This is a genomic window from Paenibacillus silvae (genome assembly GCF_014639235.1).
Taxonomy (GTDB): Bacteria; Bacillota; Bacilli; order Paenibacillales; family Paenibacillaceae; genus Paenibacillus; species Paenibacillus silvae.
The window spans coordinates 934,467-958,016 of sequence record NZ_BMFU01000001.1 but is presented as its reverse complement, the minus strand read 5'-3'; the positions used below and the strand labels follow the sequence as shown (position 1 = coordinate 958,016).

The window sequence follows — 23,550 nt, the reverse complement described above, 5'->3', positions numbered from 1 at the left end:
GATTTGGTGAGCAATTGTTCTATTTTAATGAATAAGCAGAAGGTTTACATTGCGGCAGATTCCAGAGAATGTACATTTTTTAATGGAAAGGCCTACTGGATGAATGATAACGCAACAAAAATACACAGAGTAAGTAACAACCTAGTAGTGTTCACTTCGGGGAACTCCGATATTTGCGATAGAGTTATTAGTGAATTTATTAGTGGAAATGATTTTAGTGTCGAGCGTCTACAGAAGATCTTACGGACGATTGGCGAAGAAGTTGAGGCGCATTATCCATCTACGTTACTTGATAAAGAGGTTGGATATATCGACATTACTGCTATTGCGAGAATCCAAGATGTTAAAGGTAAACGATTAGCCTTGTATAATCTGAATAGTACAGAGAATTTTAACATATACGAATACCCTATTAAAAACGAAGATGGATACATATATGCGACTGTAGGAGTTAAGGGCGAAGAAGCAACAAAAATAGAAAAGCAGATTCGTGGGAAAATGGATCACGTTAAAACGTTCAAGACGATATATAATAATATTTCTGATGAATCAGTTGGAGGCAAGTTTAAAATGTTTGGAATTGACAAAAATAAAGGGGTTTTTCTTGAAGAATCGTATGAGATTGTTGATAAGAATCCTTTGCTAAAATATGAAGATTATAAACACACGATGGGACATTATATTCTTGGAAACAAACTTGTAATCTCAGATGATGAAGGAACCTTTACCATTGAAGGTAATTTGTTAACTGTGAGAGATAAGAGTAATAACATCCGAGTGCAGATAGGCGAGTATAAGTCGGGTGTATATGGGTTTAAGGTAATTGGCCCACTTGGGACAGTAACAGTTGATGAAAATGGTATAGTACAAACGGATACAATCCAAATCGCAGACAACGTAGATAGTACGCATCCACTTAAATTGAAATTTTATATTTCGCCTAGTACATTAAGATTTGACCAGTTTCAATTGAATTTTACACTGGAGAGATTTAGAGCATATAGCAAAGGTGCGGCTAGTGCTAGGATTAATTTGACGACTACGGAGTCTGAGCGGATTCTGTTGACAACGACTGAGATCAAAAGTTTTATTGCAACGTCAACTAAGCCAAAAAATGTTTCTGGGTCAACTCAAACAGAGGGTACATATATATTAGAAGGTGGACATAACCATGGTTGGCCTGAAGGAACACAATTTAAAGATGTCAATGGTTTCACAAGAACATGGGTAGCTTCAGGTCGCCACTCACACGCTTTAAGCTTGCAACCTCATGATCATGAGTTTACTGTCCCAGAACATGCTCATGACATTACAATGCCTCCACACTCTCACAGGATTGATATGCCCTCTCATTCTCATGATATTGAATATGGTATCTATGAGGGAGCTTCCGCAACAGGAGTCAGAGTAATTATTAATGGGATAACAAGAGGGGGCATATATTCTTCTGCTGAGAATAATGTTGACATTACATCTTGGATTCAATCACCCGGATGGCATACGATTGAGCTATCTTCTCAGCAATTGGGACGAATTAATGCTAGTTTGTATATGAAAACATTTGTAGGAGCATAACAAAAAGAGGCTGTATCTTACTGTATCTTAAATGATACAGCCGCTTTTGTTTATTCATCGAATATGGATTGGTGTATATTAGCAGCTATTTAAATTTTAGAAAAACCTTTTCTTGTTGTGGTTCATACACAGCTTCCATTTTCAGTTCCAATTTATTGAATACATCATTAAGTGGGACAAGATAATTCTTTGAATCCTTATTGTAAAGTACACCTATACTGGACTGATTATTTAATGCAATGTCATATGTTTTGTTACTCTCAGAACTTTTAAGTTTATATGATTTTTGTTTTTCAATCACTTCAAGGTATTTGTATTCGTTAGCGTAGTGGTTTGCTGTCACAAAATCAGGATTGTCATTATTTGTTTCATAAATGAAGTAATCATTTGAAGCAATTGATATTATCAGATCAATGACATCAGAATTAAATACAATATACGGAATTTTCCCGACGAGATAAATTGAAGTGCTACTAGCTAAACCATACTCTTTATTGTTTAAGTTCAGTTTTAAAGCTGTGGAATCCAGTTTAACAAGTTTATCAGTACTTACCAGAGTTGAAGAGCTATTGCCACCATTTGAGTCTCCAGCAGCACTATTTTCTTTACTCTCAATGTTAATCACATTCTTGCTCTTATCGAAACTCACATCAGCGTCTAATGCTCTACCAATCTCACCAACGGGCAAATAGTTTAAGTTTTGATAGTTGATTGGCTGTGTGCTCATTTTCTTTCCATCTACCACTACAGAAACTGAACTATTAATCTTGGCTTGAATTGTTTTAACTGTAGCAGCTAAAGCAGGAACCGACACTGTTAATGATGCACCCAGTATCACACCTAAACTTACATATCCAACTTTTTTCATTTTACTCATCTTTTCACTTCCCTTATTTTATTTTATGTACATAATTACTTACGATTAATTCTACTATGGGAGTGTGCTTTCTTCCAGATACTTCATTGGAATAAATGTTTCTTACATAAGAGTTATTTTCATATGGACCAACAAAAAACATAAGGATTAGGTTAAATAAACAATGATCCTATTTTTAATTTATAATCAAGTTGAAATAAGTGAATTTAATTGTTATAAAGGTTTACTCGAAATAAAGAATTTATAAGAAAAAAAGTATAAGAGGGTTACTCTTATACTTAATCAATATTAAACAACATAGTGAATATTAAACAAGTCTTGCAACGACTTCTTCATTTCTTTTCTTTTGGTTTCGCTTTTCTCCTCAACATAGAATACGACATCGCTATTGTTGTGAGCCATAACACCTACTGTGTCTCTAAAAGAATAGAAATAGTTGCGTAAATTTGATGTCATAGCCACCTGATAAGGAACGACAAGTCCGTATGTAACGCTTGCTATAACAGCCACGCATGGAACTTCTGGATATGTTTGAAACTCTGGATACTCAACTTCTTTCCAGTCCCATTCTTTCATTTCTTCAGGTAGTTCATTGGTTCTAATTACAAATGTTTTGTTATTCATTATCTCACCTCCTACTTTATATATCGGCTAAATGGTGAGTTTTTATAAATTTGATAATTCATTCAGAAAGGAAGAGAACATATTTGGCGAAACGTCTCGTTGCAGATGAAATATTAGAAGAGTGGATCGATACATATGGTCAACACAATTACGTGGACTACAAGTTGCGCGCACTAGCATTTGCAGAAAAATGCTGCAAAGAAGGCATAATTACACATGATGAAAAATTCAGCGCATTTCTACTTCATGGGAGCATCTACAGCCGAATAACCAATTGTAGATATAACACTGGAATGTATAAGCACGTAGAGTGTGAATGGGAGAATGAAGAGGAAACTTTTTTAGCTGTCCTACATGAAAAGCAAGAATTCTGGTTATCGTGGAAAGATCACACGGAAGAGTACATGAAAAATGATTACAAACCTTCTTTAAGACCAACTATAGATAGAATTGATGAAAAAGAAGGTTATAGCTTGAATAACATACAAGTATTAACAAATGCAAAGAATTGCGCTAAAGCAACTAGCTTTCCTCACTATCTATTTACCGTAGTAAATACTACTGATCCAACGAAACAACAAACATTCCGGCGATTTGATTCAAAGGGCGCGGCACTTAAACATATAGGCTTACCTTACTCCAAGTCTGACACAGGAAGATTCCATCAGGTAGGTAACTCTCTTTTTCTACTCCAGTCTGAAGACGTCACTTTGGGAAGAACAACAATAGAAGAATATGAGAATCCTGAAGACTTAAGCTATACGGGATCTTTCTCAATAACTACAGAGCATCCACATGGTGGAACAATAACGATCAATAGAAATTTCACTTATGAGAGAATGGCGATTATTTTAAAGCAAGACCAAGAAAAGTAATACATATAGAAGTTAAAGAGTTCGTTAAATTGAGAGAGTTAGTTAGAAGTGATCTGGGTAGTGTGGATAGGCTGAAATAAAGTTATGCAAACAAATTAGGAATAGGACGATCTCTCCTTTGAATAAAGTTTCTCAAAAGGGGGAGGGATGCAAAATAGCCATCAAAAAAGAGGTTGAGATTGTGTATGTTCCAAATGAAGAAATTATGCAAAATACATACTATAACGATGAACCACTACATCAAGCCATTGATTACATTATCGACAAAATGTTTCAGAATCAACAAATCGATGAGGGTGGCGAATAGCCACCTTTTGTCATTCTATTTTACTCTGTATGGAGGTGAGTCAGTATTGAGACATGTCGCAGTCTATCCACGTGTGTCCACCGGAATGCAAGCATCTGAAGGAACAAGTTTAGAGGGACAGCTTGAGCTATGTTACAAGAAAGCTAAGAGCTTAAACATCTCAAGGGAAGAGATTAAGGAATATGTTGAATCTGGCTTTACTGGGGAAGACATAGATAGACCAGCATTAAATGAGTTAATGCAAGATGTAAAAGATAAAAAGATAAAGAAATTGATTGTAACTCATCCCGACAGACTTACAAGGGATTTAACTGATAAGTTGATAATATGTCGTGAGCTTGAAAAGAATGATGTAGAACTTATATTTGTAGATACTGAATACCTTACAACACCTGAAGGGCAACTGTTTTTCAATATGATGTCATCCATTGCTCAATATGAGTTGCAGTTAATCAAAAAAAGAACAGTACGAGGAAGAATTAGAGCAGTAGAAAAAGAAGGAAAAATTATGCCGATGCGAGTAGCTCCATATGGATACAACCTTTTTAATGGAGAACTAACTATAAACCAAGAAGAAGCAAAGTTTGTTCATCTGATATATCAATGGTATGTACATGATGGAAAAACTTTAAGAGAGATAGGAGAAGAACTTTCTAAGCTTGGCGCTATCCCAAAGAGAGCAGAAAGTAAAGCCTGGAATGCAAGTTCGATATCTAGAATACTCACTTCTCAAATTTATATTGGTAAATATTTTTACAATAAGCGTGAAACCAGAAAGTTAAAAGGGCAAAAGACCGCCAAGGGGAGAACGAAAAAAACATACAAGATTAGAGCTGAAACGGAATGGATTCAAGTTAATGTTCCATTTATAATTAATGAAGAATTGTTTAATTTAGCTCAAATCCAAAGAGGTAAAAATTTGACCCGCAAAGGTGGAAATGTCAAACACGCATATCTTCTCAAATCCCTTATGCGTTGTGGTCACTGTGGTAGAAGATGGGAGTCGACAACATACAACTCAAAAAAACAAGGCGAAAAAGTGACTTACCCCATATATCGCTGTTCGGGAAAATATCCAAGAAAGTTTGGAGAATCAGTTCATAAATGTCCCGTTCCAACTTTGCGTACAGATATACTTGATGATTTTGTATGGAATATTATAATCAAACTCTTGAATAATCCAGATGAAATCATATCCAGACTAAAGTCTACATCTAATTCACCAGATGATAATTTAAAAGATCTTGTTGCCGAATATGCCCGACAATTAAAAAGCAAAGAAGATGAACGTACTAAGATTAAGCTTATGTTTCGAAAGGGAATTATAAACGAAGAAGAACTGGATATGGATATTAGCCAATTAGATAAGGAGAAGGCCAAAATACAGAGCGAACATGACAAAATCCAATCTAAACTAAATGCAAGAAATAAACATGAGGTAACGCAAGAGCAACTCATAAATTTGGCTAAAGAATATAAAAAATTCATGGAGTTGAATTTATCCAATGAAGATAAAAGGTTTATTGTTGACAAGTTAATTGACGAAATTATTATAACTCATGAAAAGGATAAGAATCGCTTTTCCATATCGTGCATTGGCTACTTAGGCAATAAATTTACATTGCAAGATAATTCATATATTAACCTTGTTTCACGTACACAACATCAAGAAGTTTGACAATACCGGCGAAGATCAGGAGGACCTGATTTCGATTGGAACCATCGGTTTGATCAAAGCCATCGAAAGCTTCCAGCAAGGCAAAGGCACAAAGCTGGCTACTTTTGCCGCGAGATGTATTGAAAACGAAATCCCAATTGCGTTAGGGGTGCTAGTGAGCATGAAAAAGCACCCCGGAGGGTGCGTGTTTACTCTAATGAAGTAGCGAAGTCATATAATTGTTGCGGTGTAATTGAATTTTTTATGTTTTTATTCATTGTAACATAGAAAATTGTTTCTCCTTTATAAGTAAGAATTGGTGGCTTGGTAGCATATTTGTTATATGCACTTTCAATGGAGTAGTCACTTCCATACGTACCGTAATTGTTTGTAATACTGTTTAATGAGTATGAACTGCCATATGTTCCATACTTGTTAAATATAGAATCAAGATCATAAGTATTTGTTGATAATGTACCTAAAAATGTTTTTCCATCGTTAGAGTACAACTTTAACTCAGACGATTTAATAGATACATTGTTATTGATTACTGGCTGTTGCGGAGTGCTGGTTACAGGCGGATAATACGTTTGTGTTTGACCTGTGGAAGAAGTTAAAATTATTGTTTTGTTAATTTGATCCCAAGTATAAGATACACCAACATCTTTTAACATAGAAACAGGGATCATTACTCGCCCATTAAGACTAATAGCAGGAACATCCTTATATCTAACTACGTTACCATTAAATAATACCCTCACTATTTCGTTACCTTTGTATGTACCCCACAGACTAGCGGCACTTACACCACTCACAAACATCAAACTTGCGAATAAAATAATAGCCAATTTCTTTTTCATTACTATTCTCCTCGTTATTTCCGCATCGGTTGCGGTATTTTTCTATATGTATGCCAGCTTATTATATCATTTCCCGTTATTGCCATGGTATATTTTGCCCGATGCTTCCATGACTTTCTTATATTACTATGTATACATAGAATGTAAGGGGGAGCAGCATTGGATATCATAGGCATTAAAATGCATGGAAGACAGGACGATGATTCAGATTTCGTTCTATTTTCGCTGGAGGAAGACGTTAATTTCATCGAACCCTGGCAGATCAGCGGCAATGCAGGGCGTACACTGGCCTTCCACACAGAAAAAGGTTCATTTATAGCGATTCATCTGATGAAAGACGCAGATATGGCATACAGACCGTTTGGATTTGAATCTATGGATCGATCAACCATCGTCAATACAACCAAAATTAAGAGTAAAGAAGGAACTGATAAAGGTACTTGGATATACTTTGTCGATGGAAGTCGCGTGCATGTTCGAAAAAAATTCACACATTGACACTGTCAAGAGGGGTTTAACACCATTTAAGGTGCTGATTTGCTCCGCAATTCGACAGCATTTGACATGTAAGGTTTGCTATATTTATTTCAATCAGTTGGTGGAGTACAGATAAAGCAATTTAATGTATCTGTCAGTACCAATCAGTTGGTACTTTTACCCGAGAGTAGCGGACTGCTACTCTGCTACCGCCATTCCCACACCCACAGATCATCAATCGTGCAATCAAGATGATAAGCGATTAACGCGGCCCTTTGGATTGAGATATTATCCATTCTCAAGTGTACAATATCTGAAATCCTTTGTTTCCCAAGGCCTGTTCGATCAGCTAACCATTGTTGATTCTTTCCAATCTGTTTGAGCAACACGGGAATACGACAGCGGACGGGTACGTACTCCATCACACTGCCACCTTACTATTTTTTTTACTCAAAAATAGAACATGTGTTCTAATAGTATGTGTTCATATGTTATTATTAAATTAACGCAAAAAACTCGATGATACTAAACACTAAAGGGGTTGTGATCGTATGGACGATCGGTTGTTGGAATCTGCAAAAGTAATTTTAGATAGAACGTGTGTATCTGATGACGAGCATGGACTAATCAATCTTTTGTCTGAGAAGATTTCTTCATCTTGGCAAGATTATTTATCAAATCACGCACAGCCGACTCAACAACTGGATCATCCCGAAGGTTAACTCCATAGTGTTCCTCTGCTTCTCTAATAACATTTGAAACAACTTCTTCCGGGAGAGCGAGTTCGCTCTCTGACTTTTCATTCTTCCCAGTTGTAAGCCAATCAATGGAGACATTGAAATACTCTGCTATCCTGGCAGTCATGTCATGTTTTGGCTCTCTCTTATTCGTTTCATACATTCCCAACGTTGACTTTCCTATTTTGAATACTTTTGCGAGTTCTTCTTGCGATAACCCTTTTTTGTTTCTTAGGTAAGAGAGTCTTTCGCCAAATGACTTCAAAATATCCACCTCCAATAAGATATTATATATCACATTTCGTGAACATTATAATTTTGGTCACAAAATGTGAATTTATTTGTTGACAATCACATTTCGTGAGTGTATTATGAGGACATAACCCGGTCACACTTCGTGACTGAAAGGAGGTCGCTCATGAAGAACGAAGTATTGGTTCAATTACGAGGTGACCGCTCTCAAGGAGAAATGGCAAAAGAGATTGGAATTCCTAAAAGCACTTATGCCATGATTGAGAATGGTCATCGTTTTCCTCGAAGAGAACTTCAAATGAAGCTATCGAGGCACTTTAACAGAACAGTAGACGAGATTTTTTTTACTCAAATTGATCGCGCTTCGTGATCAAAACTTACTAAACTAAGGAGTGAATGAAAATGAACAATGTAGCAGCTTTTAATTACGGGTCACATGAAGTAAAAACAGTGATGATAAACAACGAACCTTGGTTTGTTGCTAAGGATGTTTGCAATGTTCTTGAAATATCAGATGTTCGTCGTGCTGTTGAAAGGTTGGATTCAGACGAACGGAGTTTAACTCCACTCGTTGATTCCGCTGGTAAACGACAAGAGATGTACTCAGTAAATGAACCAGGACTATACACGTTAATTCTTGGCAGCCGAAAACCTGAAGCTAAACAATTTAAACGCTGGATCACGCACGAAGTAATCCCATCCATCAGAAAACATGGCGCATACATGACAGAAAGCACCATTGAAAAAGTTGTCACTGATCCTGATTTCCTCATCAAACTCGGTCAGACTTTAAAAGAAGAACAGGAAGCACGGCGAGTGCTTGAACAACAAATCCAACTGGACAAGCCAAAGGTACTGTTCGCTGAATCTCTCCAAGCATCGAGCGATTGCATCCTGGTTGCAAACCTCGCCAAGATGTTGAAGCAAAACGGTGTAGACATTGGTCAGAACAGATTGTTCAAATGGTTCCGCGAGAATGGATACCTTGGTAAACATGGCGAACACTGGAACATGCCAACCCAACGGGCAATGGACCTGAAACTGTTCGAAGTCAAGACAACAGTGATGAACAGACCTGATAAGGACCCGAAAATCTCGAAAACAACGGTTGTTACTGGACGAGGACAAATGTACTTCCTTAATAAGTTGAAACCCGGCGCATAACACAACATGCAGATATGTATAAATCAGCAAACTCAATATATTGTACACAATTTAGCGAAAGGTGGCGAGTATATGCGAGTAACGATGGTCACAACAGCAGAAACGGAAGCGCGCCGAAGGGAAGTGCTCGCAGCACTTGGGAAGCTCAAAAAGCTGGACTACCTCAACAAGATGAAGGAGCTGAAAAAAGATGCCTAACCTTAAACTGATCCGCAAGAACAGTAACAACGTGATCCCCATCGTTAACCCTGCAACAACATGCGGCTGCAACAAGCCAGCAGAGTACGAAGTATACAGCGGCAGCAGCAAGCAAGGACATTGCCTGAGTTGCATGCTGGAGGCGGTAGACAACGAGTATGCAATCAGCGTACGGAAGATTGGAGGCGGCGGCTATGACGATGCCAGCTGAGGGTCTGAGAAGCAGTGTAGATCAGATGCAAAATTACATTGTTTCCACTAAAGCAGGGAGAGTGTTGAAGAGACCAGCTTTCGACTATGACGATTTGATGCGTGACTTATTTTATCACGGTCATGAGCCAGTGAAAATCTGGACTGCTGAGGAATATGAGTCAGAGATCAAGGAACTGCAGCAGGCAATCGAGGAGGAACGAAAGACAGCGTGAAACAACAGACATTCAAGACGGTGGACGACATATTAAAGCACTACGGTTGGGGAGGTGAGATTCGATTTGTGGAGGTGAAAAAGGATGAAGGTAAAGCCGACAGAACCAAGAATGTTCCTGATGCTTGCGAAGATTGCGAAGGGAAAGGGAACGCTGAGCAGTAGTCTGCTGAATGTATACCTGAGGAATTACGCAAAGGCCGTGAAACGAAAAAGGGCCGCTGCGACAACAGCGACCAATCGAACACACGAGTCGAATAATTACGTGGTTATTGTACCACAACGAAAGGAAGAATGGAATGCCTACACAATACAGATACATCCCACAGCATAAAGATGGACACTACTTGGATCGTGTAGCTCAACCAACTGAGGACTACATGCATGCAATGAGATTCAGCAGACAAGATGATCTGGAACACTGGTTAACCACTCGTCACTGTCCAGATGCACCACATAGATTCGTAATACGCCGCGTTCGCGTGGATTATGAACTGGAGGCTGAGGTACTTGAACATTTACCAGAAGCTAATTGAAGTCAGGAAGGAAGTTCCGTATCTCCAGAAGGCCGATCAAGGCGCGCAGTACAGCTATACCGGCTCGAGCCGTGTACTGGCGGCGCTGAAGAAGAAAATGGACGAGCTTGGATTGCTGCTGGTTCCTGCGATAACAAAGCCAACATTGCACGAATCACCGATTGAGTATAAAGACCAGAGCGGCAATGTCACCAAACGAACCATAACCTACTTTACAGAGCTTGAAATGACAATGACATGGATAAATGCAGATGATCCAAAAGAACAAATAATGGTCCCTTGGTACGGTCAGGGAGTGGATATAGCAGGTGAAAAGGGTGTCGGCAAGGCGCTGACATACGCAGAGAAATATTTCATGCTGAAATTTTTCAACATCGCTACGGATAAAGATGATCCAGATGCATTCCAAGCCAAGCATGATTTGGTCGAAATGATTAACCAGCAACAAATTACCGAAATTAAGGAGCTATGGACTGGCCTTGGATATAAAGAACCAGACCTCAATAAACAAACAGCCAAGCTATATAAAAAGTCATTGGTTCAGCTAACAGAGAAAATGGCACATGAATTTATCGAAAATCTAAAGTCCATGAAGGGCACAAAGGAGACTGCTTAACATGTTGAACCGTGTGATTTTGATTGGAAGACTGACCCGAGACCCTGAACTGAGATACACACCAAACGGTATCGCTACTGCATCTTTTAACCTCGCCGTTGATAGACCATTTGGTGATAAGGAAACCGACTTCATACCAGTTGTGACATGGCGTCAGACTGCCGAGGCGTGCGCCAACTACCTGCGCAAAGGTCGCTTGTGCGCCGTAGAGGGCCGCATTCAGGTTCGGAACTACGAGAACAACGAAGGCAAGCGCGTGTATGTGACTGAGGTTATCGCGGACAATGTGCGCTTCCTGGAGCGTGGAGAGCAGCAGGAGAGTGCGCAGATCAGAGATGAGGGAAAACCAATCGATCTCTCTGACGACGACCTTCCATTCTGATGAGATACGCAGACACCCTATTCTACGACGACTATAGCCCACTAGGAGAACCGAGTATAGGCCCATTTACGAAGGAGGAAGAGCATGTCACTGGCACGCAAGAAGGAAAAGAACATCATGCCTTGGCGCATGAACATCCTGTCACACCACAACCGCAAGGAACAAGCCCCAAAGAAACGCCGTAACCACGCTCTGGACGATCCCGAGTACATGACCAAGGAAAAGGTACGGCAAGCGGTAATCGAGCGTGACGGGGGAAACTGGTGCGCCCTGAGTGGCGTGCCGGGACCCGGACTGCATCTACACCGCATCGTGTACGGATCGCAAGGCGGCAAATACGAGGTAGACAATTGCATCTTATTGAGCAAGCAAATGCACGACTTGGTACACAGCAGCAAGAAAACATGGATGCCCATATTACAGGACCATGTACGCTGCATGAAGCTAGGCATGCCGGAGTTATCACCAATACAACGCATAACCCACAGGGAGGAATAGATGTGGCCCCTACAATCAAACAACTCGCTAAACAAGTAGTGAAAGCCGCCAAGGAACATGGATTTGTTGTACAGCGATATGACGCATACTCCACACAAAGTGTTTACTTGAAACTGGACTATGGCGTATCGAACAGCATTCGGATCAGCAACCACGCAGGCAAGAAACATCTCGCCTATCGCTTCAACCTCTTAACAGATATCACGGAGAGTTACAAACAACAAGGGACGCATCAACGGAACTTTTATTGCCACGAAGACGTGCAGTTACTCATAAACGACATTGTACGGCACAGACAGGCTCAGATTGAGCGATATGGGCGCGAGTCATATGAACGACTCATGGAGAAGAACAAACACGCCAACGCGGACGCTAGAGGGTTCTGGCAGCAAGCAAAGTTAGTTTAACCCACCAATAAACCATCTAAGGGAGGATACACCCAAGGGTGGGATAACAGAGGAAGGGAGACAAGACACACTCCCGACCATACCAAAGAGGAAGGGTAAGAGACATGAAACAATCTCTCGAAGAGTGGATTAATGCAGAAATGAAAAAGTATAGCTTATGGGCTTTTCTCGATCAACATGGTGGTGGGCACGGATACAACAGTGGTTATCTCCAATGTTTGGAGGATGTGAAAGCAAAGCTGAAAGAATGCGAGCAATTAACCCTATTTTGAGAGGCAGGGACACACTATGTGGGTTTAGGCCCACCAAAGGAGAGATAACATGCACCAGTTTGAAGGACGTAGGAACAGAGCTAAAGCTTGGTGCTTTGATAACGGAGTTACACGTGAGCAAATAGAAACGGCCTGGAACAATGCAATCAAAGCTGGAAATCAGAAGATTATCCAACTCAAGAACAGCGGATGTATATGGGAGGATATAAACCATGTTCTAATCACGAAGCTGCTTGAACAGTACGGCAATAAATAAGGGGCTTAGGCCCACCAAAGGAGAGATAACACATGTCTCAATATCATTTACGTAAAGGTGATCGAACCGTGTATAAGCATCCCCGATTATCTCGCTGGTACAGAGGCCCGTTTACTGGAATCGAGGGCAAGTACCAAGACATGAGAGTCTACCAGTGCAAAACGTTGAAAAAAATACTGGAGTTGAGACAGAGAACTTACGAGTATTCAGGCGAATACTTCGATGTTCATGACGAAAATGGGAAAGTTGATCTACCAGAATAGCAAGGTGAGACTCGATAAATCCATACAGAGGAGAGATAACACAATGCGGGGAAAGATGAAACGTAAGGACTGGCGGTATTTAAAAAAACATAGAACCCAAGGTAAGGTATCACGCAAGACTAAAAAACGCATGGGAATATCAGCATTGTTGATTCATAAGGAATGGGATAGGTTTGCACACGCAACACAGCCTGGAGGACAGACGGAAGAATGGGACTACACAGTTGGATTCACTGATGATGAATTAGGCGGCTGGTAGAAAAGAAGGGTTTGAGGTCCATAGGGCCTCTTACCAAGGAGGGATATACAGATGGGCATACCAATCATCACGACGCTTGAGCGATTTTACAAGCACCGAGCAGACGGACATGAGGTGTTTGCCATCTGTGAGTGTGTAGACAAACAGGTTTACTTTAGGCCCATGGACTGGATTGGAGATCGCGAGAAAATGTGGTCGCAGCAATTTTATGCGGAGTATGAACGGATACGAGATTAAGGGAGGAAAGTACAAGATGAAAGATCAGGAAAATGGAGTTTTAACTGTTGATTGGGAAATGTCAATCGGCTTCCCGGGTGCGCGTAGACAGGGAAGTGTTGATATAGAGTTGTCAGAGTTGGAAGGCAAGACAGCGGATGAACGTGAGGAAATTATTTATGCGGCTATCTGGGAAGACGCCATGCAATTTGTCGATGTGTATCCTACGAATCTGGTCAAGGAGGAAGAATAGTCATGAGTACAGATTATTGCAAACACATGGTGCCGATCATGAAAAACGATACTTGTCATATATGCAGCTTGGAGGCAGAACGGGATCGGCTCCGCAAGGAGCTTGAAAAGGAACAACGTAGCAAAAATGTAATGTCAAACTACCTCAACGAACTGATGCATAACACAGCCAACACGGTGATTGCATCACAGATTTATAATGTGCTGCGTGAAGCCGTAGGGCGTGAAGAATTTGATCCTGTGGGTCAGGAAGGAGAGGGGAAACAATGAAGGCTATAACCATTCATCAACCTTGGGCGACTTTAATAGCGATTGGCGCAAAACGATTCGAAACGCGTGGATGGAAGACACATTATCGTGGTCCAATCGCTATCCATGCAGCTAAAAAAGATCCTCATGAGGTTATTGTCTCCTTAGACCTTGATATACAGAAAGCAATATTCGCTGCATTCTATGACCATTTTGGAATACAAGCAGGTGCTTTAGATCTGATGCCTACAGGTGTGGTTGTGGCAACGGCTGAATTGACAAACTGTTATCAATCGGTGGATACGTGGACGGATGGTTATGAGTTGGAAGGTAAAAGATTGATTTGGTCACCTGAATGCGATTTTGGAGACTTCACACCCGGACGGTATGCGTGGGAATTGTCAGATGTTAAACGTCTTGAAGAACCGATAGTGGCTAAAGGTCAGCAAGGTCTATGGAATTGGGATGAAACGAACAAAATCGTGGGTTGAGGTCTATGGGCCTCTCCCTACTAAGGAGGATATATCACACATGACAAATTGGGAAGCTTACAAATGTGAGTGCGGTCGGAAATATGCAATCTCGCAAAACCAGGGCAACGAACTTGAGGAACCAGCTTGCCCAGAATGTGGCGGAACAAACAGTGAGGTGTTGCTGAATGAGCGGTTGGACAAAATCTGATGAAATTCAATTCTCTATCGATAATATCCTTGAGACTATTGTAGCTTTTGAACGAGACATTCAAAGTGCTGAAAAGCAGTTGTTGCAATGCAGGCATGAATACAATGTCTGTTCTCGCAAAGAACAGTCCAGGGTGATCAGAGAAATTGAATTTCTTGAGAAAACTGGCATTCCTCGGCTACGAGAAACACACGCCATGCTCAAAGAAGATGTGGGAATTTTCAAGCTACAGTTGGAGACCGGAATGAGTTATGAAGAAGCGGAGAATAGATTGAAGGATGAATCGGAACAACCGACTTTATTTTAGCGACCAAGGAGGATATAACATACATGGCAGTCATTCATAAATACGTCATACAGCCATCTGAAGAGATTCAACACGTATCAGTACCATACGGCAGTAAAATCGTCTCCTGTGGTGTGCAGGATGGTCAGGTGGTTATGTGGGTGATGAAACTTGAGGGGGCAGCCAGTCCAGATACTTTCCTGCGGTTCATGGTTGTTAGAACAGGCTGGAATATAGATGGCACTGAGTATTATCCGAAGTTCAGAGGCACAGCCCAAGTTGATGGTTATGTATGGCACGTAATCGAGATGCAAGACATTCCGTTTTAGGGAGGATATATAGATGACACAAACAGCGTTGACCCGGGAGCAAGTGTTGGCACTAAAGCCCGGAAATAATCTGGATTTGATTGTAGCCATTGAAGTGATGGGACATGAACCGGGTGAATTCAAAGACGGTTGGATCAAACTGGGTCCGAAATTTGAAGGTTGCCCGAAAAGATATAGCACGGACATGTCCGCAGCATGGGAAGTAATAAAGACCGTGCAAAAGGAATGGGCATGGGAGATGAAGATGCACAACACAGCTTGTGAAGTGGATGTGTACATCGGCAGGAAGGTTTATACCAGTAAAAACGTATCTGAAGCAATATGTAAGGCAGCTCTATTGGCTGTACTGGACATATAAAACCAAAAACAAAGGAGATTGATCCAAATGAGATATTTCGAAATCAGCAGCCCATATTATGCCTTGATCAAAGCAGAGAATGAGGAACAAGCAATAGGAAAGTATGTTGAGTTGGTAGCGGACGAGCATGACGACACGTTGAAGGAAGATATCAAGGAGGTTGAGCGAGATTACGCATTGGTCATACATGCTAGAGCTGGATCAGATGACGGAGAAATCAGGACTCACGCCGAAGCGCTTGAAGATTTTAATAAGCCAGAGGCGGACATTTTAGCTGTTACAAGTGAGCTTTGCTAGGTACTGGACATATAGGAGGGATAAACGGGTGAGTAAATTTGCGGCATGGGATTGGGACGGTGGCGAATTCATTCCACTAATGACAGACAACATTGTGGAAGCTATTTATACGGCATGGAACTATGAATTTGATGTTTATGAAAACAACAGAGATTCATACGACTTGATCTTTAGCGGTACACAAGACAATGAGTGGAACTCAGAAATGCTTGAAAAGTATGGGATAAGAGTTATCGACCATGAGAAGCATCGACACTTGCAGAATATCGAAACTGGTGAAATTTATTTTGCTGATTGGCAGAAGGAAATGGGATAAACGATAATCATTGGCCGAAGGCGACCAATCGGCTGAATAAACCCAGTGAAGCGAGGCCGGATCAGGTCTGGTCTCCCCAAATAGGAGGATATACAAGATGATCAATGAGACTGAAATCCGTGAACGTTGGTTCCATAATCACCAAGCAACCTACACCGACCATGGTGTAATCAAAGAATTGATCTGGCGGCGTCCTGAATCTATAGCGTACTATGTACGATTCGTCTTTGACGGAAGAAATATGTATGTAACAGGTGATTTGGGAGAAGCATTGTTCAGCTTCACAGAGACAGCGGATGTTCACGCATTTAATGACTATAGCATGGGTTACTTCAGTGAAAAATTGAGTGCCTACCATGAAGATAAATATTATTTTGATTCAGAAGTAGCAGTAAAGAGTCTCCGAGAGTGGTTGAATGAATTGAAAGTTGACGGAGCGATCTATGATCACGATGAAATGAGAGAGCTATTCGAATCAGCCAGATCCATTGATAAGGAACAAGAATGGGCTGATGTAATAAATGATGCAAAATGGCTATATGAAATCGAACCTGACTACTGGGAATGGATGTACAGCATCGGAAGACAGACACAGCCGCGTCTCAGATCATACTTGGTAGCGCTGAAAATGGCCTCTGAGCAGTTGTTGGCTCCCAAGGAAGGAGCGGAACAATGAAACTCAACAAACTAATCATATCCACCAGTCCAATTACAGGGTCCATATTCGCCGGATACAGCAATGACGGTGGCAAAACATATAGCACAAAGGTAGAAGTCACGAAACAGGTTGTAGATGCTGTGTGTGCACATATGGACATCACAGGTGAAGAATACGTATGTGCGGCTGGAGAACTGATATTTAAAAGCAAGTTGGTTAAGGAAGGAGCGGATACAGAATGATAGAGTGGCGTATCAACCTACCTGGGGAGGAAGAAGCATGAAACTGATCGATGCTGATAAACTGCTGTATGACTTGGCAAACGAAGATGTGCCACCAGAGGTACATTCGTGGGTGTTGGATGCAATCGATCAAGGGAAGTACGAGCCTGATATCAAACCTGGCGACACAGTGATCGTGACGAATGAGACACAATTCTCCTTCTTAAAGTTCAAATTACAGGTAAACAACATTCAATGGCATAGAGGTGGATGGTATGCAAGTTTAGAGTTCGAAAATGAACTGTACACTATTCCTTTATCACGTTGCCAGAAGGTTAGCGAGTCTATACCCAAGGAGGGTACATCAAGTGACGGATAACAACGAACTGATGCGACTGGAATTAGTGGTGTGGGAAGACACATTGGAACGTGCTGGCATTGATTATGAGCATGCAGAGAGGTTTGACGACCGCGGCGCAATGGAGTTTAACGAGGAACTTATCCGGTGGTCGAAGATCAGGATAGCGGAGATCGAGGAATACTTCGCTAATCAAAAAGGAGCTTAGGTGGTGCAATTATGGACGGTTGGATACGGCTACACAGAAAAATCATCGAGAGCGCTATTTGGGACAAGCCACCCCTTTACATCAAGGTATGGATGTTTCTGCTCATATCTGCGCAGCATTCTCAATACAAAGGGTTGCAGCGAGGGCAGATGAGCCTATCCATACCGGACATAATTGAGGGCTGCAAGTGGCGTGTGGGTGCTCGGACAGTCAGGCCGACGAAGGATCAAGTCTACCAAGTAATTGACTGGCTACGAAAACCCAATGAAGGTGGTCACGAAAGCAACGCGAAAGCAACGATGATCACGACGACGAAAGCAACGCATGGAATGCTGATTGAAGTCGTTAACTACGCGGTTTATCAGGATTCAGAATCGGACGAAAGCAACGACGAAAGCAACGACGAAAAGGAGACGAAGCCTGCGCGAAAGCAACGACAACCCAACAATATAAACAAGAATGTAAAGAATGATAACAATGTTAAGAATGAAAAAGATAAAAAGAGTGTACCTAAAATTCAATTTGCTGAATTCGTTTCTATGACTCAATCAGAATACGACAAATTGGTAGAACAGCACGGAGAAGATAGAGTCAAACGGATGATAGAGATATTGGATAACTACAAGGGTGCAAACAAGAAAAAGTATGCAAGTGATTACCGAGCCATTTTGAACTGGGTTGTTAATCGGGTTCAAGAAGAGGAACGGAAGCTAAAAGTCATACAAGGAGGCGGTCAAAGTGGAAGGTCGAGGATCAATGAACGGAATTTTAGCCCGGATCGAACGACTCAGAAGCCAGCAGAATACATCGGAACTCCAGGAAGTCGGAAGGTCATTGTTCCCGACGACTTTGAACAGCAACTCCGCAACTTCGAATGAGGGATGTCCCAAATGCAAATACACAGGAACGATAACTGATCTCCGCTGGGTGGAAGACGACGAATACAAGAAGCCTGATGGCACACCCATGAAACGGGAGGTTACAACGGTAAAGCTATGTGACTGCTTTTATGAGCGGCAGTTCCAGAACTACAACCCTAGAGATGGTCTTGCTCCTGATGAAAAGGAGTACACCTTTAAAACGGCGGTAATTGATAAGGAGAACGAAACGCAACTCAAATTGGCTATGGACTTTGTGAGAAACATTAAGGATCACATGGAAAAAGGGAGTTGGATGTACATCTTTGGTGACGATCTCCGAGCGCAAGAGAAAAACGTATCAGCATTCGGGACAGGGAAGACATACCTGATGGTATGTATCGCCAATGCGCTGGCTCACAGGAAGATACCGGGAATCTATGTGACTGAGGACGATCTGTTTGGCGCAATTAAAGAGACCTACGGTAAAAAAGCAGATGAAAGCGAGTCTGAGGTACTCAAACGATTCCGTCAGGTGCCTATCTTGATGATTGACGACATATTCACCGCACAGTACAAGGATTGGGCAGAAGATAAGCTGTTTAGCATCCTGAACGGTCGGGAGCGCGAGGGGAAAGTGACGATCATGACAAGCAACTATGAGTTGGAGAGAATCCCATCACAACTTCCAATCAATGGAGCCAAGCTGGTTAGCCGTATCAAGGGGCGAATTGGTGAACGAGAGATAGAAATGATCGGCCGGGACCGCAGGCCGGAGCAACACAATCAATCAGCATAGGGAGCGATAACCATGAAACCAATAGACGACTACGACCTGATAGACCAAGACTACGAAGAATTCCTGCGCCGGGGCCGAGAGGCCTTTGCAGACGACACTGAGGAGGAAGCGGCATGAAAGAAGACGAGAAGAGGTTTTTGATAGACATTTACAACCGATGCCACAATGGATACCTGAAAAAAGACGGAATCAGCGTGAAAGAGTTGATTCAAGAAGATGGGTTTTACATGCATAACAAGCGAGCGTGGTACTTGTTGGGGAAGTGGACCCGGAAAGGGTGGTATGAATATGGAGTGAATGTCCGTGTGGGATGGCTCCAGCCTGAAGGGATTGAAAAAGCAAAAGAACTTATCGCGCAGGGACGGGGGGAGTGAGCCCGGGATGAATCACAAAGAGATGCACGACATTTACGCACCATGGGAGTATCTGCTGCGCGAGAAGTTGGAGGATGCCGACCGGTTGGAGGATGCCGACCGGATCGTATCGCGATTTGACTCAGAAGCCGCCATGTTTGGGATACCGGCAGCACAGCGGAAACAGTTTATCGCAAATAAAGTGATGCAGTTGATTGACGAGATTGCGGAAGAACGGGAAAGCCACTCCACACGTAAGGGGCGGCAGAAGGGGGAGCAATACAAGATGTACGTGAAGACAAAGGTGGAACCAGGGCCGGACTTGATCCTGCAAAGTTTGGATGTGCCACTGAGCAAGGCGCAGTCAGACAAGATCATGGAACTGTACGAATACGGATGGCTGCGGTCAGACATTGCCAGAGAGGTCGGTGTACCCAAGACACGGGTCAATCACGAGCTGGTGAAACGGAAGGGAGGTGGTGCAGCTTGATTGAATTTACCGTGGACATTGCTCCTATGGGTGCAGTCCGCATGACGCAGAAGGGGAAATGGACAAGCGAAACGGCTCAACGTTATCTCAGTTACAAGAAACACATCGGCCTATTAGCCAGAGCATACTGCGCAGAGCCACTCAGAAGGCCCGTACACGCCGAGATACACTAATTCCTAGCAGTTGGTCAAAAAAGCGTCAGGAGGCCGCTAGAGTCGGTCAGACGATGCCTGTAGTAAAGCCGGACATCGACAATTGCGTAAAAGGTATTTTCGACGCTCTGAACAAGATTGCCTGGAACGATGACAATCAGGTGGTTTCGTTGCTCACGCAGAAGTTTTATTCGGACAAGCCAAGAATCGAGATCAGACTGAGGGAGGTAGAGGTAGCATGATTGGACGGTACGTACACGTTGGAGACGGATGGGTACTCCTCGACGATTCTGGGGCGTGTAGAGGGCGTTTGATAGACTTTGACGGTAGATTGGTAGGACCAACACAAAAACGTCTCTACGAGCCTACTGGGTGGTTTAAAATGGATGGCTGGAAAGTCGGTAAACGAGATATTGCATGATCGGATTTGTCAAATGTGACATGTTGAAGATAAACCACAAAATATTGTGTAAAACGTAGAAAAAAGTACTTTATAACCACTAAATGTGCTATAATAAGATATATAACTATTACTATCGGAAAACGGGGTGTATGTAGGTGGAAAAGCAAGATCGTATTAGCGAATTACGGTATGAACTCAATGTCGAAAAGCAACGTGGTGCAATGGCGGATGCGGGTAAGTTGGCAGATTTGCAAACGGAAATTGACTTCTTGGAACAACAACATGTGGAAGAGGCTCAGCAAGAGGTAGCCTACATCATGGATAACCTCGACTTGGAAGGAGTCACAATGCGTGAGATGTTTAAAAACGAATCAACTGAGTCGGCGGAAGCAGCGTATCAGGTCGTGAAAATTGCCGTGCAAAACGCATTACTTCAACGTGATGAGCATTGGATGACCGAGGTTAAAGATTTGCGCGAGCGTCTGGCAGCAGAAACAGCGTCCAAGGATGCAGCACAGTCGGCGGCTGACGAAGCTGGGGAAGCGAATGCCAAACTGGTGACAGAGATCAGGGACGTGCGCATGGAGTTGGAGGACACAGCAAGCAAGCGTGATGCAGCAGTGAATCAGCTGGAAGAGGCCAAAGCAGAGATTGCACGCCTGAACAGTCACATTGACGATCTGCGCCAGCAGCTGGCAGTGGGTGCGGCGAATGCGGTTAAGGTCATTGACGCTGGTGATGCAATGGCAGCCTGGAAAGAGCAGAAAAAACGGGAAGAGGAAGCCAAGCCAGCGATTTACGATATTCAGCCGATGGACAACCGTGGAGCGAACTTCAAGGCAAAACTGGCCGCCACAGACGAAGAGATCACCTTCAACTACCTCGAAAAAGGAAAGTACCGGGAGGTGAGCGCCGAAGAGGCGCCGCAATTTCGAGTACGAGTCGAAGAACCCGAACGTGTTGATGAGGATCTGGCACAATCTGAAAGTGTGGAAGAGAGCAGCGAACTGACGCCTCCCTGGGGCTATCTCGAAGAAGATACCGAAGACGGACACAAGCTGGCTGAAGAACAGCTGGCAGGAAGTGCTACTGAGACGACAACGGGAGAAGTTACGCGAGCAGAATTTGAGGAACTCAAGAAACGCGTAGCTCGGTTGGAGCAGCCGCAGGCAGAGGTAGCGTGATGGCGAAGTTCAGGAAGAAGCCAGTTGAGGTTGAGGCGCGTATGCTTGTGAATGAAAGAGAAAAGATTGCGGCGGCGATAGAGTGGGTCAATGATATTGATATGTCAACTAGCGCCTTTGGACGAAACGCTTGTATAGACAGCGCCATTGAGCGGGGTGGTGTAGAAATCACTACACTCGAAGGTACCATGTTAGCAAGGTTTGGTGATTACATCATCAAAGGCGTTAACGGTGAATTTTATTCGTGCAAGCCTGACATATTCGCCAAGACATACGAGCCAGCATGATCTACCACCGCAAAGCAGAAACCGTGAGAGCGATCCAGATCAAGGATTACTCTCCGGCTACTGTTGCCGCAGTAAAGGCGTTCACAGGCAGTGATCATGTAGAGCATCGGAAGTATATCCGGGCCGGGCAAGATGCAATACAGGTTGCGATACGAGGTGTACACGGATACATCAATCTATACAAAGGTGACTGGCTGGTGCGATCGGAGTTAACAGGCTGGTGCAAATATATGGATTATGAGTTTAAACAACGATTTGAGGAGGGAGAACATGGACAACAATCAGGTGACGGAGCTGCTGAAGGATTATAGGTCATACAAATTCGCTGTAAGCAATCTGACCGAGGTCGACACGGTGTATCTACCACGAGTGTATGATGAGCGCTCATACGGCAATCTGGACGGTTGGGACAAGTCGAGGTATAGCCGCATCGTTAATCTGATCGACGGCGCAGTCAATGACGTACTGAGTGACGACCAGCGCACCGTAATCATGCGCAAGTACCTGGAGCGTAACACGATGGATCTGGTTGAGATTGCTAAGGCGATACACCGGGACCGAACAACGGTAGGTCGCTGGCACACTGAGGCGATACGTAAATTGTCAATTGCGCTGGCTCCGCTGAGTGACAAAGAAAAAGAGATTATCAATCTGGATTATATGCTGGACAAGCGTCCTGCCTGATGGTAAATGCATCATCTGTGCATCATTCATGCAACATAATTCGCACACATATGCAACACGGGATTTGCTATGATACTAACATAGGGAACGGATGATAAGCGCCGATAGCTGTATGCGCAGTCGTCGTTTACAACGTTCCTTCAGACGCTTGTCACGGCTGCTGGATGGCACGTTTTACGTGTTGTAGGTGCGTGAGGGGCAATGATGTGGTGGCGGAATAGGTAGACGCAAAAGGGAGTATAAGCTGGTTTGGATAGGATGTGACCCGCCTGTGACCCAATTGTCTTATACATGCAAGGTGCAAATCCTTGCCCACATCAAACGAGAGAGTGACGGTTAAGCGCCGTTGCTCTTTTTGTTTTTGCCGAAGGCCATCGAGGCGACCGAATCACCCAG

Annotated in this window: 46 protein-coding genes and 1 pseudogene; 42 read left to right on the top strand and 5 right to left on the bottom strand. The window is 42.7% G+C overall.

All coding sequences use genetic code 11. The annotated features are described in order from the left end of the window. The first annotated feature begins 6 nt into the window (after positions 1-6). Positions 7-1,575, top strand: coding sequence for an Ntn hydrolase family protein (locus tag IEW26_RS04365; RefSeq protein WP_188591375.1), 1,569 nt, complete (start codon positions 7-9; stop codon positions 1,573-1,575). An 85-nt stretch (positions 1,576-1,660) separates the two neighbouring features. On the opposite strand, the gene IEW26_RS04360 is transcribed toward IEW26_RS04365, so the two are convergent. Beyond that, positions 1,661-2,452, bottom strand: coding sequence for a hypothetical protein (locus tag IEW26_RS04360; protein WP_188591374.1), 792 nt, complete (start codon positions 2,450-2,452; stop codon positions 1,661-1,663). Positions 2,453-2,740: 288 nt separating this feature from the next. Beyond that, entirely contained in the window at positions 2,741-3,076 is a 336-nt protein-coding gene (locus IEW26_RS04355) for a hypothetical protein (protein WP_188591373.1), read from the bottom strand. Positions 3,077-3,159: 83 nt separating this feature from the next. Here IEW26_RS04355 and IEW26_RS04350 point away from each other — a divergent pair, with 83 nt between their 5' ends. From IEW26_RS04350 to IEW26_RS04335, 4 genes and pseudogenes are all read left to right on the top strand, one after another. Beyond that, positions 3,160-3,951: a hypothetical protein gene (locus IEW26_RS04350; protein ID WP_188591372.1), complete on the top strand. Its 792-nt coding sequence runs from the start codon at positions 3,160-3,162 to the stop codon at positions 3,949-3,951. 118 nt (positions 3,952-4,069) lie between these two features. Next, positions 4,070-4,258: a hypothetical protein gene (locus IEW26_RS04345; RefSeq protein WP_188591371.1), complete on the top strand. Its 189-nt coding sequence runs from the start codon at positions 4,070-4,072 to the stop codon at positions 4,256-4,258. A gap of 46 nt (positions 4,259-4,304) precedes the next feature. Further along, on the top strand, positions 4,305-5,936 hold the full coding sequence (locus IEW26_RS04340; protein ID WP_229729646.1) for a recombinase family protein: 1,632 nt from the start codon (positions 4,305-4,307) through the stop codon (positions 5,934-5,936). Then, a pseudogene (locus IEW26_RS04335) lies at positions 5,869-6,105 on the top strand (sigma factor); the annotation flags it as partial. The gene IEW26_RS04340 and the pseudogene IEW26_RS04335, both read left to right, overlap by 68 nt. 19 nt (positions 6,106-6,124) lie before the next feature. Here the strand turns inward: IEW26_RS04335 and IEW26_RS04330 are convergent. After that, on the bottom strand, positions 6,125-6,775 hold the full coding sequence (locus IEW26_RS04330; RefSeq protein WP_188591369.1) for a stalk domain-containing protein: 651 nt from the start codon (positions 6,773-6,775) through the stop codon (positions 6,125-6,127). Positions 6,776-6,934: 159 nt separating this feature from the next. Between IEW26_RS04330 and IEW26_RS04325 the strand changes: the two genes are divergently transcribed. Next, on the top strand, positions 6,935-7,273 hold the full coding sequence (locus tag IEW26_RS04325; protein ID WP_188591368.1) for a LytTR family transcriptional regulator DNA-binding domain-containing protein: 339 nt from the start codon (positions 6,935-6,937) through the stop codon (positions 7,271-7,273). A 185-nt stretch (positions 7,274-7,458) separates the two neighbouring features. Here the strand turns inward: IEW26_RS04325 and IEW26_RS30710 are convergent, their stop codons facing one another. Together IEW26_RS30710 and IEW26_RS04315 are read right to left on the bottom strand one after the other, a co-directional pair. Continuing rightward, positions 7,459-7,674 carry a helix-turn-helix domain-containing protein gene (locus IEW26_RS30710; RefSeq protein ID WP_188591367.1) on the bottom strand — a complete coding sequence of 72 codons (216 nt, stop codon included), beginning with the start codon at positions 7,672-7,674 and terminating at the stop codon, positions 7,459-7,461. Between the two features lie 205 nt (positions 7,675-7,879). Next, positions 7,880-8,254 carry a helix-turn-helix domain-containing protein gene (locus tag IEW26_RS04315; RefSeq protein ID WP_188591366.1) on the bottom strand — a complete coding sequence of 125 codons (375 nt, stop codon included), beginning with the start codon at positions 8,252-8,254 and terminating at the stop codon, positions 7,880-7,882. Positions 8,255-8,407: 153 nt separating this feature from the next. On the opposite strand from IEW26_RS04315, the gene IEW26_RS04310 reads away from it, so the two are divergent. The 36 genes from IEW26_RS04310 (at position 8,408) to IEW26_RS04145 (ending at position 23,154) form a co-directional block, all read left to right on the top strand. Next, positions 8,408-8,611, top strand: a complete 204-nt coding sequence (locus IEW26_RS04310) for a helix-turn-helix transcriptional regulator (RefSeq protein ID WP_188591365.1) — start codon at positions 8,408-8,410, stop codon at positions 8,609-8,611. Positions 8,612-8,643: 32 nt separating this feature from the next. Beyond that, positions 8,644-9,405: a phage antirepressor KilAC domain-containing protein gene (locus IEW26_RS04305; RefSeq protein WP_188591364.1), complete on the top strand. Its 762-nt coding sequence runs from the start codon at positions 8,644-8,646 to the stop codon at positions 9,403-9,405. Positions 9,406-9,477: 72 nt separating this feature from the next. Next, complete coding sequence (locus IEW26_RS30560) at positions 9,478-9,603, top strand: hypothetical protein (protein ID WP_260511008.1); 126 nt, start codon at positions 9,478-9,480, stop codon at positions 9,601-9,603. Then, complete coding sequence (locus IEW26_RS04300) at positions 9,596-9,814, top strand: hypothetical protein (protein ID WP_188591363.1); 219 nt, start codon at positions 9,596-9,598, stop codon at positions 9,812-9,814. Before IEW26_RS30560 ends, IEW26_RS04300 begins: the two co-directional genes overlap by 8 nt. Further along, the gene (locus tag IEW26_RS04295; protein ID WP_188591362.1) at positions 9,798-10,028 is read left to right on the top strand and encodes a hypothetical protein; all 231 of its coding nucleotides are present in this window, start codon (positions 9,798-9,800) and stop codon (positions 10,026-10,028) included. Before IEW26_RS04300 ends, IEW26_RS04295 begins: the two co-directional genes overlap by 17 nt. A gap of 84 nt (positions 10,029-10,112) precedes the next feature. Then, positions 10,113-10,361: a hypothetical protein gene (locus IEW26_RS04290; protein WP_188591361.1), complete on the top strand. Its 249-nt coding sequence runs from the start codon at positions 10,113-10,115 to the stop codon at positions 10,359-10,361. A 176-nt stretch (positions 10,362-10,537) separates the two neighbouring features. Further along, positions 10,538-11,179, top strand: coding sequence for an ERF family protein (locus IEW26_RS04285; protein ID WP_229729645.1), 642 nt, complete (start codon positions 10,538-10,540; stop codon positions 11,177-11,179). Position 11,180: 1 nt separating this feature from the next. Then, positions 11,181-11,561: a single-stranded DNA-binding protein gene (gene ssb / locus IEW26_RS04280; RefSeq protein WP_188591359.1), complete on the top strand. Its 381-nt coding sequence runs from the start codon at positions 11,181-11,183 to the stop codon at positions 11,559-11,561. Positions 11,562-11,645: 84 nt separating this feature from the next. Further along, positions 11,646-12,059: an HNH endonuclease family protein gene (locus IEW26_RS04275; protein WP_188591709.1), complete on the top strand. Its 414-nt coding sequence runs from the start codon at positions 11,646-11,648 to the stop codon at positions 12,057-12,059. A 2-nt stretch (positions 12,060-12,061) separates the two neighbouring features. Next, positions 12,062-12,466 (top strand): hypothetical protein, encoded by a 405-nt coding sequence (locus tag IEW26_RS04270; protein WP_229729644.1) that lies wholly within the window; start codon positions 12,062-12,064, stop codon positions 12,464-12,466. A 104-nt stretch (positions 12,467-12,570) separates the two neighbouring features. Further along, complete coding sequence (locus IEW26_RS04265; RefSeq protein WP_188591358.1) at positions 12,571-12,738, top strand: hypothetical protein; 168 nt, start codon at positions 12,571-12,573, stop codon at positions 12,736-12,738. 49 nt (positions 12,739-12,787) lie between these two features. Then, entirely contained in the window at positions 12,788-12,994 is a 207-nt protein-coding gene (locus IEW26_RS04260) for a hypothetical protein (RefSeq protein WP_188591357.1), read from the top strand. Between the two features lie 306 nt (positions 12,995-13,300). Continuing rightward, entirely contained in the window at positions 13,301-13,516 is a 216-nt protein-coding gene (locus IEW26_RS04255) for a hypothetical protein (protein ID WP_188591356.1), read from the top strand. 51 nt (positions 13,517-13,567) lie between these two features. Further along, entirely contained in the window at positions 13,568-13,753 is a 186-nt protein-coding gene (locus IEW26_RS04250; protein WP_188591355.1) for a hypothetical protein, read from the top strand. A 16-nt stretch (positions 13,754-13,769) separates the two neighbouring features. Beyond that, entirely contained in the window at positions 13,770-13,985 is a 216-nt protein-coding gene (locus IEW26_RS04245; protein WP_188591354.1) for a DUF7167 family protein, read from the top strand. 2 nt (positions 13,986-13,987) lie between these two features. Then, entirely contained in the window at positions 13,988-14,254 is a 267-nt protein-coding gene (locus IEW26_RS04240) for a hypothetical protein (protein ID WP_188591353.1), read from the top strand. Next, positions 14,251-14,724, top strand: coding sequence for an ASCH domain-containing protein (locus IEW26_RS04235; RefSeq protein ID WP_188591352.1), 474 nt, complete (start codon positions 14,251-14,253; stop codon positions 14,722-14,724). The genes IEW26_RS04240 and IEW26_RS04235 overlap by 4 nt, the downstream gene beginning before the upstream one ends. Before the next feature lie 167 nt (positions 14,725-14,891). Beyond that, positions 14,892-15,221 carry a hypothetical protein gene (locus tag IEW26_RS04230; protein WP_188591351.1) on the top strand — a complete coding sequence of 110 codons (330 nt, stop codon included), beginning with the start codon at positions 14,892-14,894 and terminating at the stop codon, positions 15,219-15,221. A gap of 23 nt (positions 15,222-15,244) precedes the next feature. After that, entirely contained in the window at positions 15,245-15,529 is a 285-nt protein-coding gene (locus tag IEW26_RS04225) for a DUF7352 domain-containing protein (RefSeq protein WP_188591350.1), read from the top strand. Between the two features lie 13 nt (positions 15,530-15,542). Further along, positions 15,543-15,887, top strand: a complete 345-nt coding sequence (locus tag IEW26_RS04220; protein ID WP_188591349.1) for a BC1872 family protein — start codon at positions 15,543-15,545, stop codon at positions 15,885-15,887. Positions 15,888-15,914: 27 nt separating this feature from the next. After that, a complete protein-coding gene (locus tag IEW26_RS04215; RefSeq protein WP_188591348.1) occupies positions 15,915-16,184 on the top strand; it encodes a YosH family protein in 270 nt (89 codons plus the stop codon). Between the two features lie 28 nt (positions 16,185-16,212). Then, positions 16,213-16,500: a hypothetical protein gene (locus IEW26_RS04210; protein WP_229729643.1), complete on the top strand. Its 288-nt coding sequence runs from the start codon at positions 16,213-16,215 to the stop codon at positions 16,498-16,500. 97 nt (positions 16,501-16,597) lie between these two features. Further along, the gene (locus IEW26_RS04205; protein ID WP_188591347.1) at positions 16,598-17,176 is read left to right on the top strand and encodes a hypothetical protein; all 579 of its coding nucleotides are present in this window, start codon (positions 16,598-16,600) and stop codon (positions 17,174-17,176) included. Beyond that, positions 17,173-17,400 (top strand): DUF7446 family protein, encoded by a 228-nt coding sequence (locus IEW26_RS04200; protein ID WP_188591346.1) that lies wholly within the window; start codon positions 17,173-17,175, stop codon positions 17,398-17,400. Before IEW26_RS04205 ends, IEW26_RS04200 begins: the two co-directional genes overlap by 4 nt. A gap of 37 nt (positions 17,401-17,437) precedes the next feature. After that, on the top strand, positions 17,438-17,758 hold the full coding sequence (locus IEW26_RS04195) for a hypothetical protein (protein WP_188591345.1): 321 nt from the start codon (positions 17,438-17,440) through the stop codon (positions 17,756-17,758). Then, positions 17,748-17,945 (top strand): hypothetical protein, encoded by a 198-nt coding sequence (locus tag IEW26_RS04190; protein ID WP_188591344.1) that lies wholly within the window; start codon positions 17,748-17,750, stop codon positions 17,943-17,945. The genes IEW26_RS04195 and IEW26_RS04190 overlap by 11 nt, the downstream gene beginning before the upstream one ends. Before the next feature lie 11 nt (positions 17,946-17,956). Next, the gene (locus IEW26_RS04185; RefSeq protein ID WP_188591343.1) at positions 17,957-18,823 is read left to right on the top strand and encodes a hypothetical protein; all 867 of its coding nucleotides are present in this window, start codon (positions 17,957-17,959) and stop codon (positions 18,821-18,823) included. Continuing rightward, positions 18,711-19,601: a DnaA ATPase domain-containing protein gene (locus tag IEW26_RS04180; RefSeq protein ID WP_229729690.1), complete on the top strand. Its 891-nt coding sequence runs from the start codon at positions 18,711-18,713 to the stop codon at positions 19,599-19,601. The genes IEW26_RS04185 and IEW26_RS04180 overlap by 113 nt, the downstream gene beginning before the upstream one ends. A gap of 113 nt (positions 19,602-19,714) precedes the next feature. Next, positions 19,715-19,975 (top strand): hypothetical protein, encoded by a 261-nt coding sequence (locus IEW26_RS04175; protein ID WP_188591341.1) that lies wholly within the window; start codon positions 19,715-19,717, stop codon positions 19,973-19,975. 7 nt (positions 19,976-19,982) lie between these two features. Continuing rightward, positions 19,983-20,444, top strand: coding sequence for a hypothetical protein (locus IEW26_RS04170; protein ID WP_188591340.1), 462 nt, complete (start codon positions 19,983-19,985; stop codon positions 20,442-20,444). Then, a complete protein-coding gene (locus IEW26_RS30240) occupies positions 20,441-20,617 on the top strand; it encodes a hypothetical protein (RefSeq protein WP_229729642.1) in 177 nt (58 codons plus the stop codon). Before IEW26_RS04170 ends, IEW26_RS30240 begins: the two co-directional genes overlap by 4 nt. Before the next feature lie 53 nt (positions 20,618-20,670). After that, entirely contained in the window at positions 20,671-20,838 is a 168-nt protein-coding gene (locus tag IEW26_RS30895) for a RusA family crossover junction endodeoxyribonuclease (protein WP_229729641.1), read from the top strand. Positions 20,839-21,238: 400 nt separating this feature from the next. Continuing rightward, complete coding sequence (locus tag IEW26_RS04160; RefSeq protein ID WP_229729640.1) at positions 21,239-22,183, top strand: hypothetical protein; 945 nt, start codon at positions 21,239-21,241, stop codon at positions 22,181-22,183. Then, positions 22,183-22,470, top strand: a complete 288-nt coding sequence (locus IEW26_RS04155) for a hypothetical protein (protein ID WP_188591337.1) — start codon at positions 22,183-22,185, stop codon at positions 22,468-22,470. The genes IEW26_RS04160 and IEW26_RS04155 overlap by 1 nt, the downstream gene beginning before the upstream one ends. After that, positions 22,467-22,781 (top strand): hypothetical protein, encoded by a 315-nt coding sequence (locus IEW26_RS04150; RefSeq protein ID WP_229729639.1) that lies wholly within the window; start codon positions 22,467-22,469, stop codon positions 22,779-22,781. The genes IEW26_RS04155 and IEW26_RS04150 overlap by 4 nt, the downstream gene beginning before the upstream one ends. Further along, positions 22,741-23,154 carry a sigma-70 RNA polymerase sigma factor region 4 domain-containing protein gene (locus tag IEW26_RS04145; RefSeq protein ID WP_188591335.1) on the top strand — a complete coding sequence of 138 codons (414 nt, stop codon included), beginning with the start codon at positions 22,741-22,743 and terminating at the stop codon, positions 23,152-23,154. The genes IEW26_RS04150 and IEW26_RS04145 overlap by 41 nt, the downstream gene beginning before the upstream one ends. Positions 23,155-23,550: the final 396 nt, after the last annotated feature.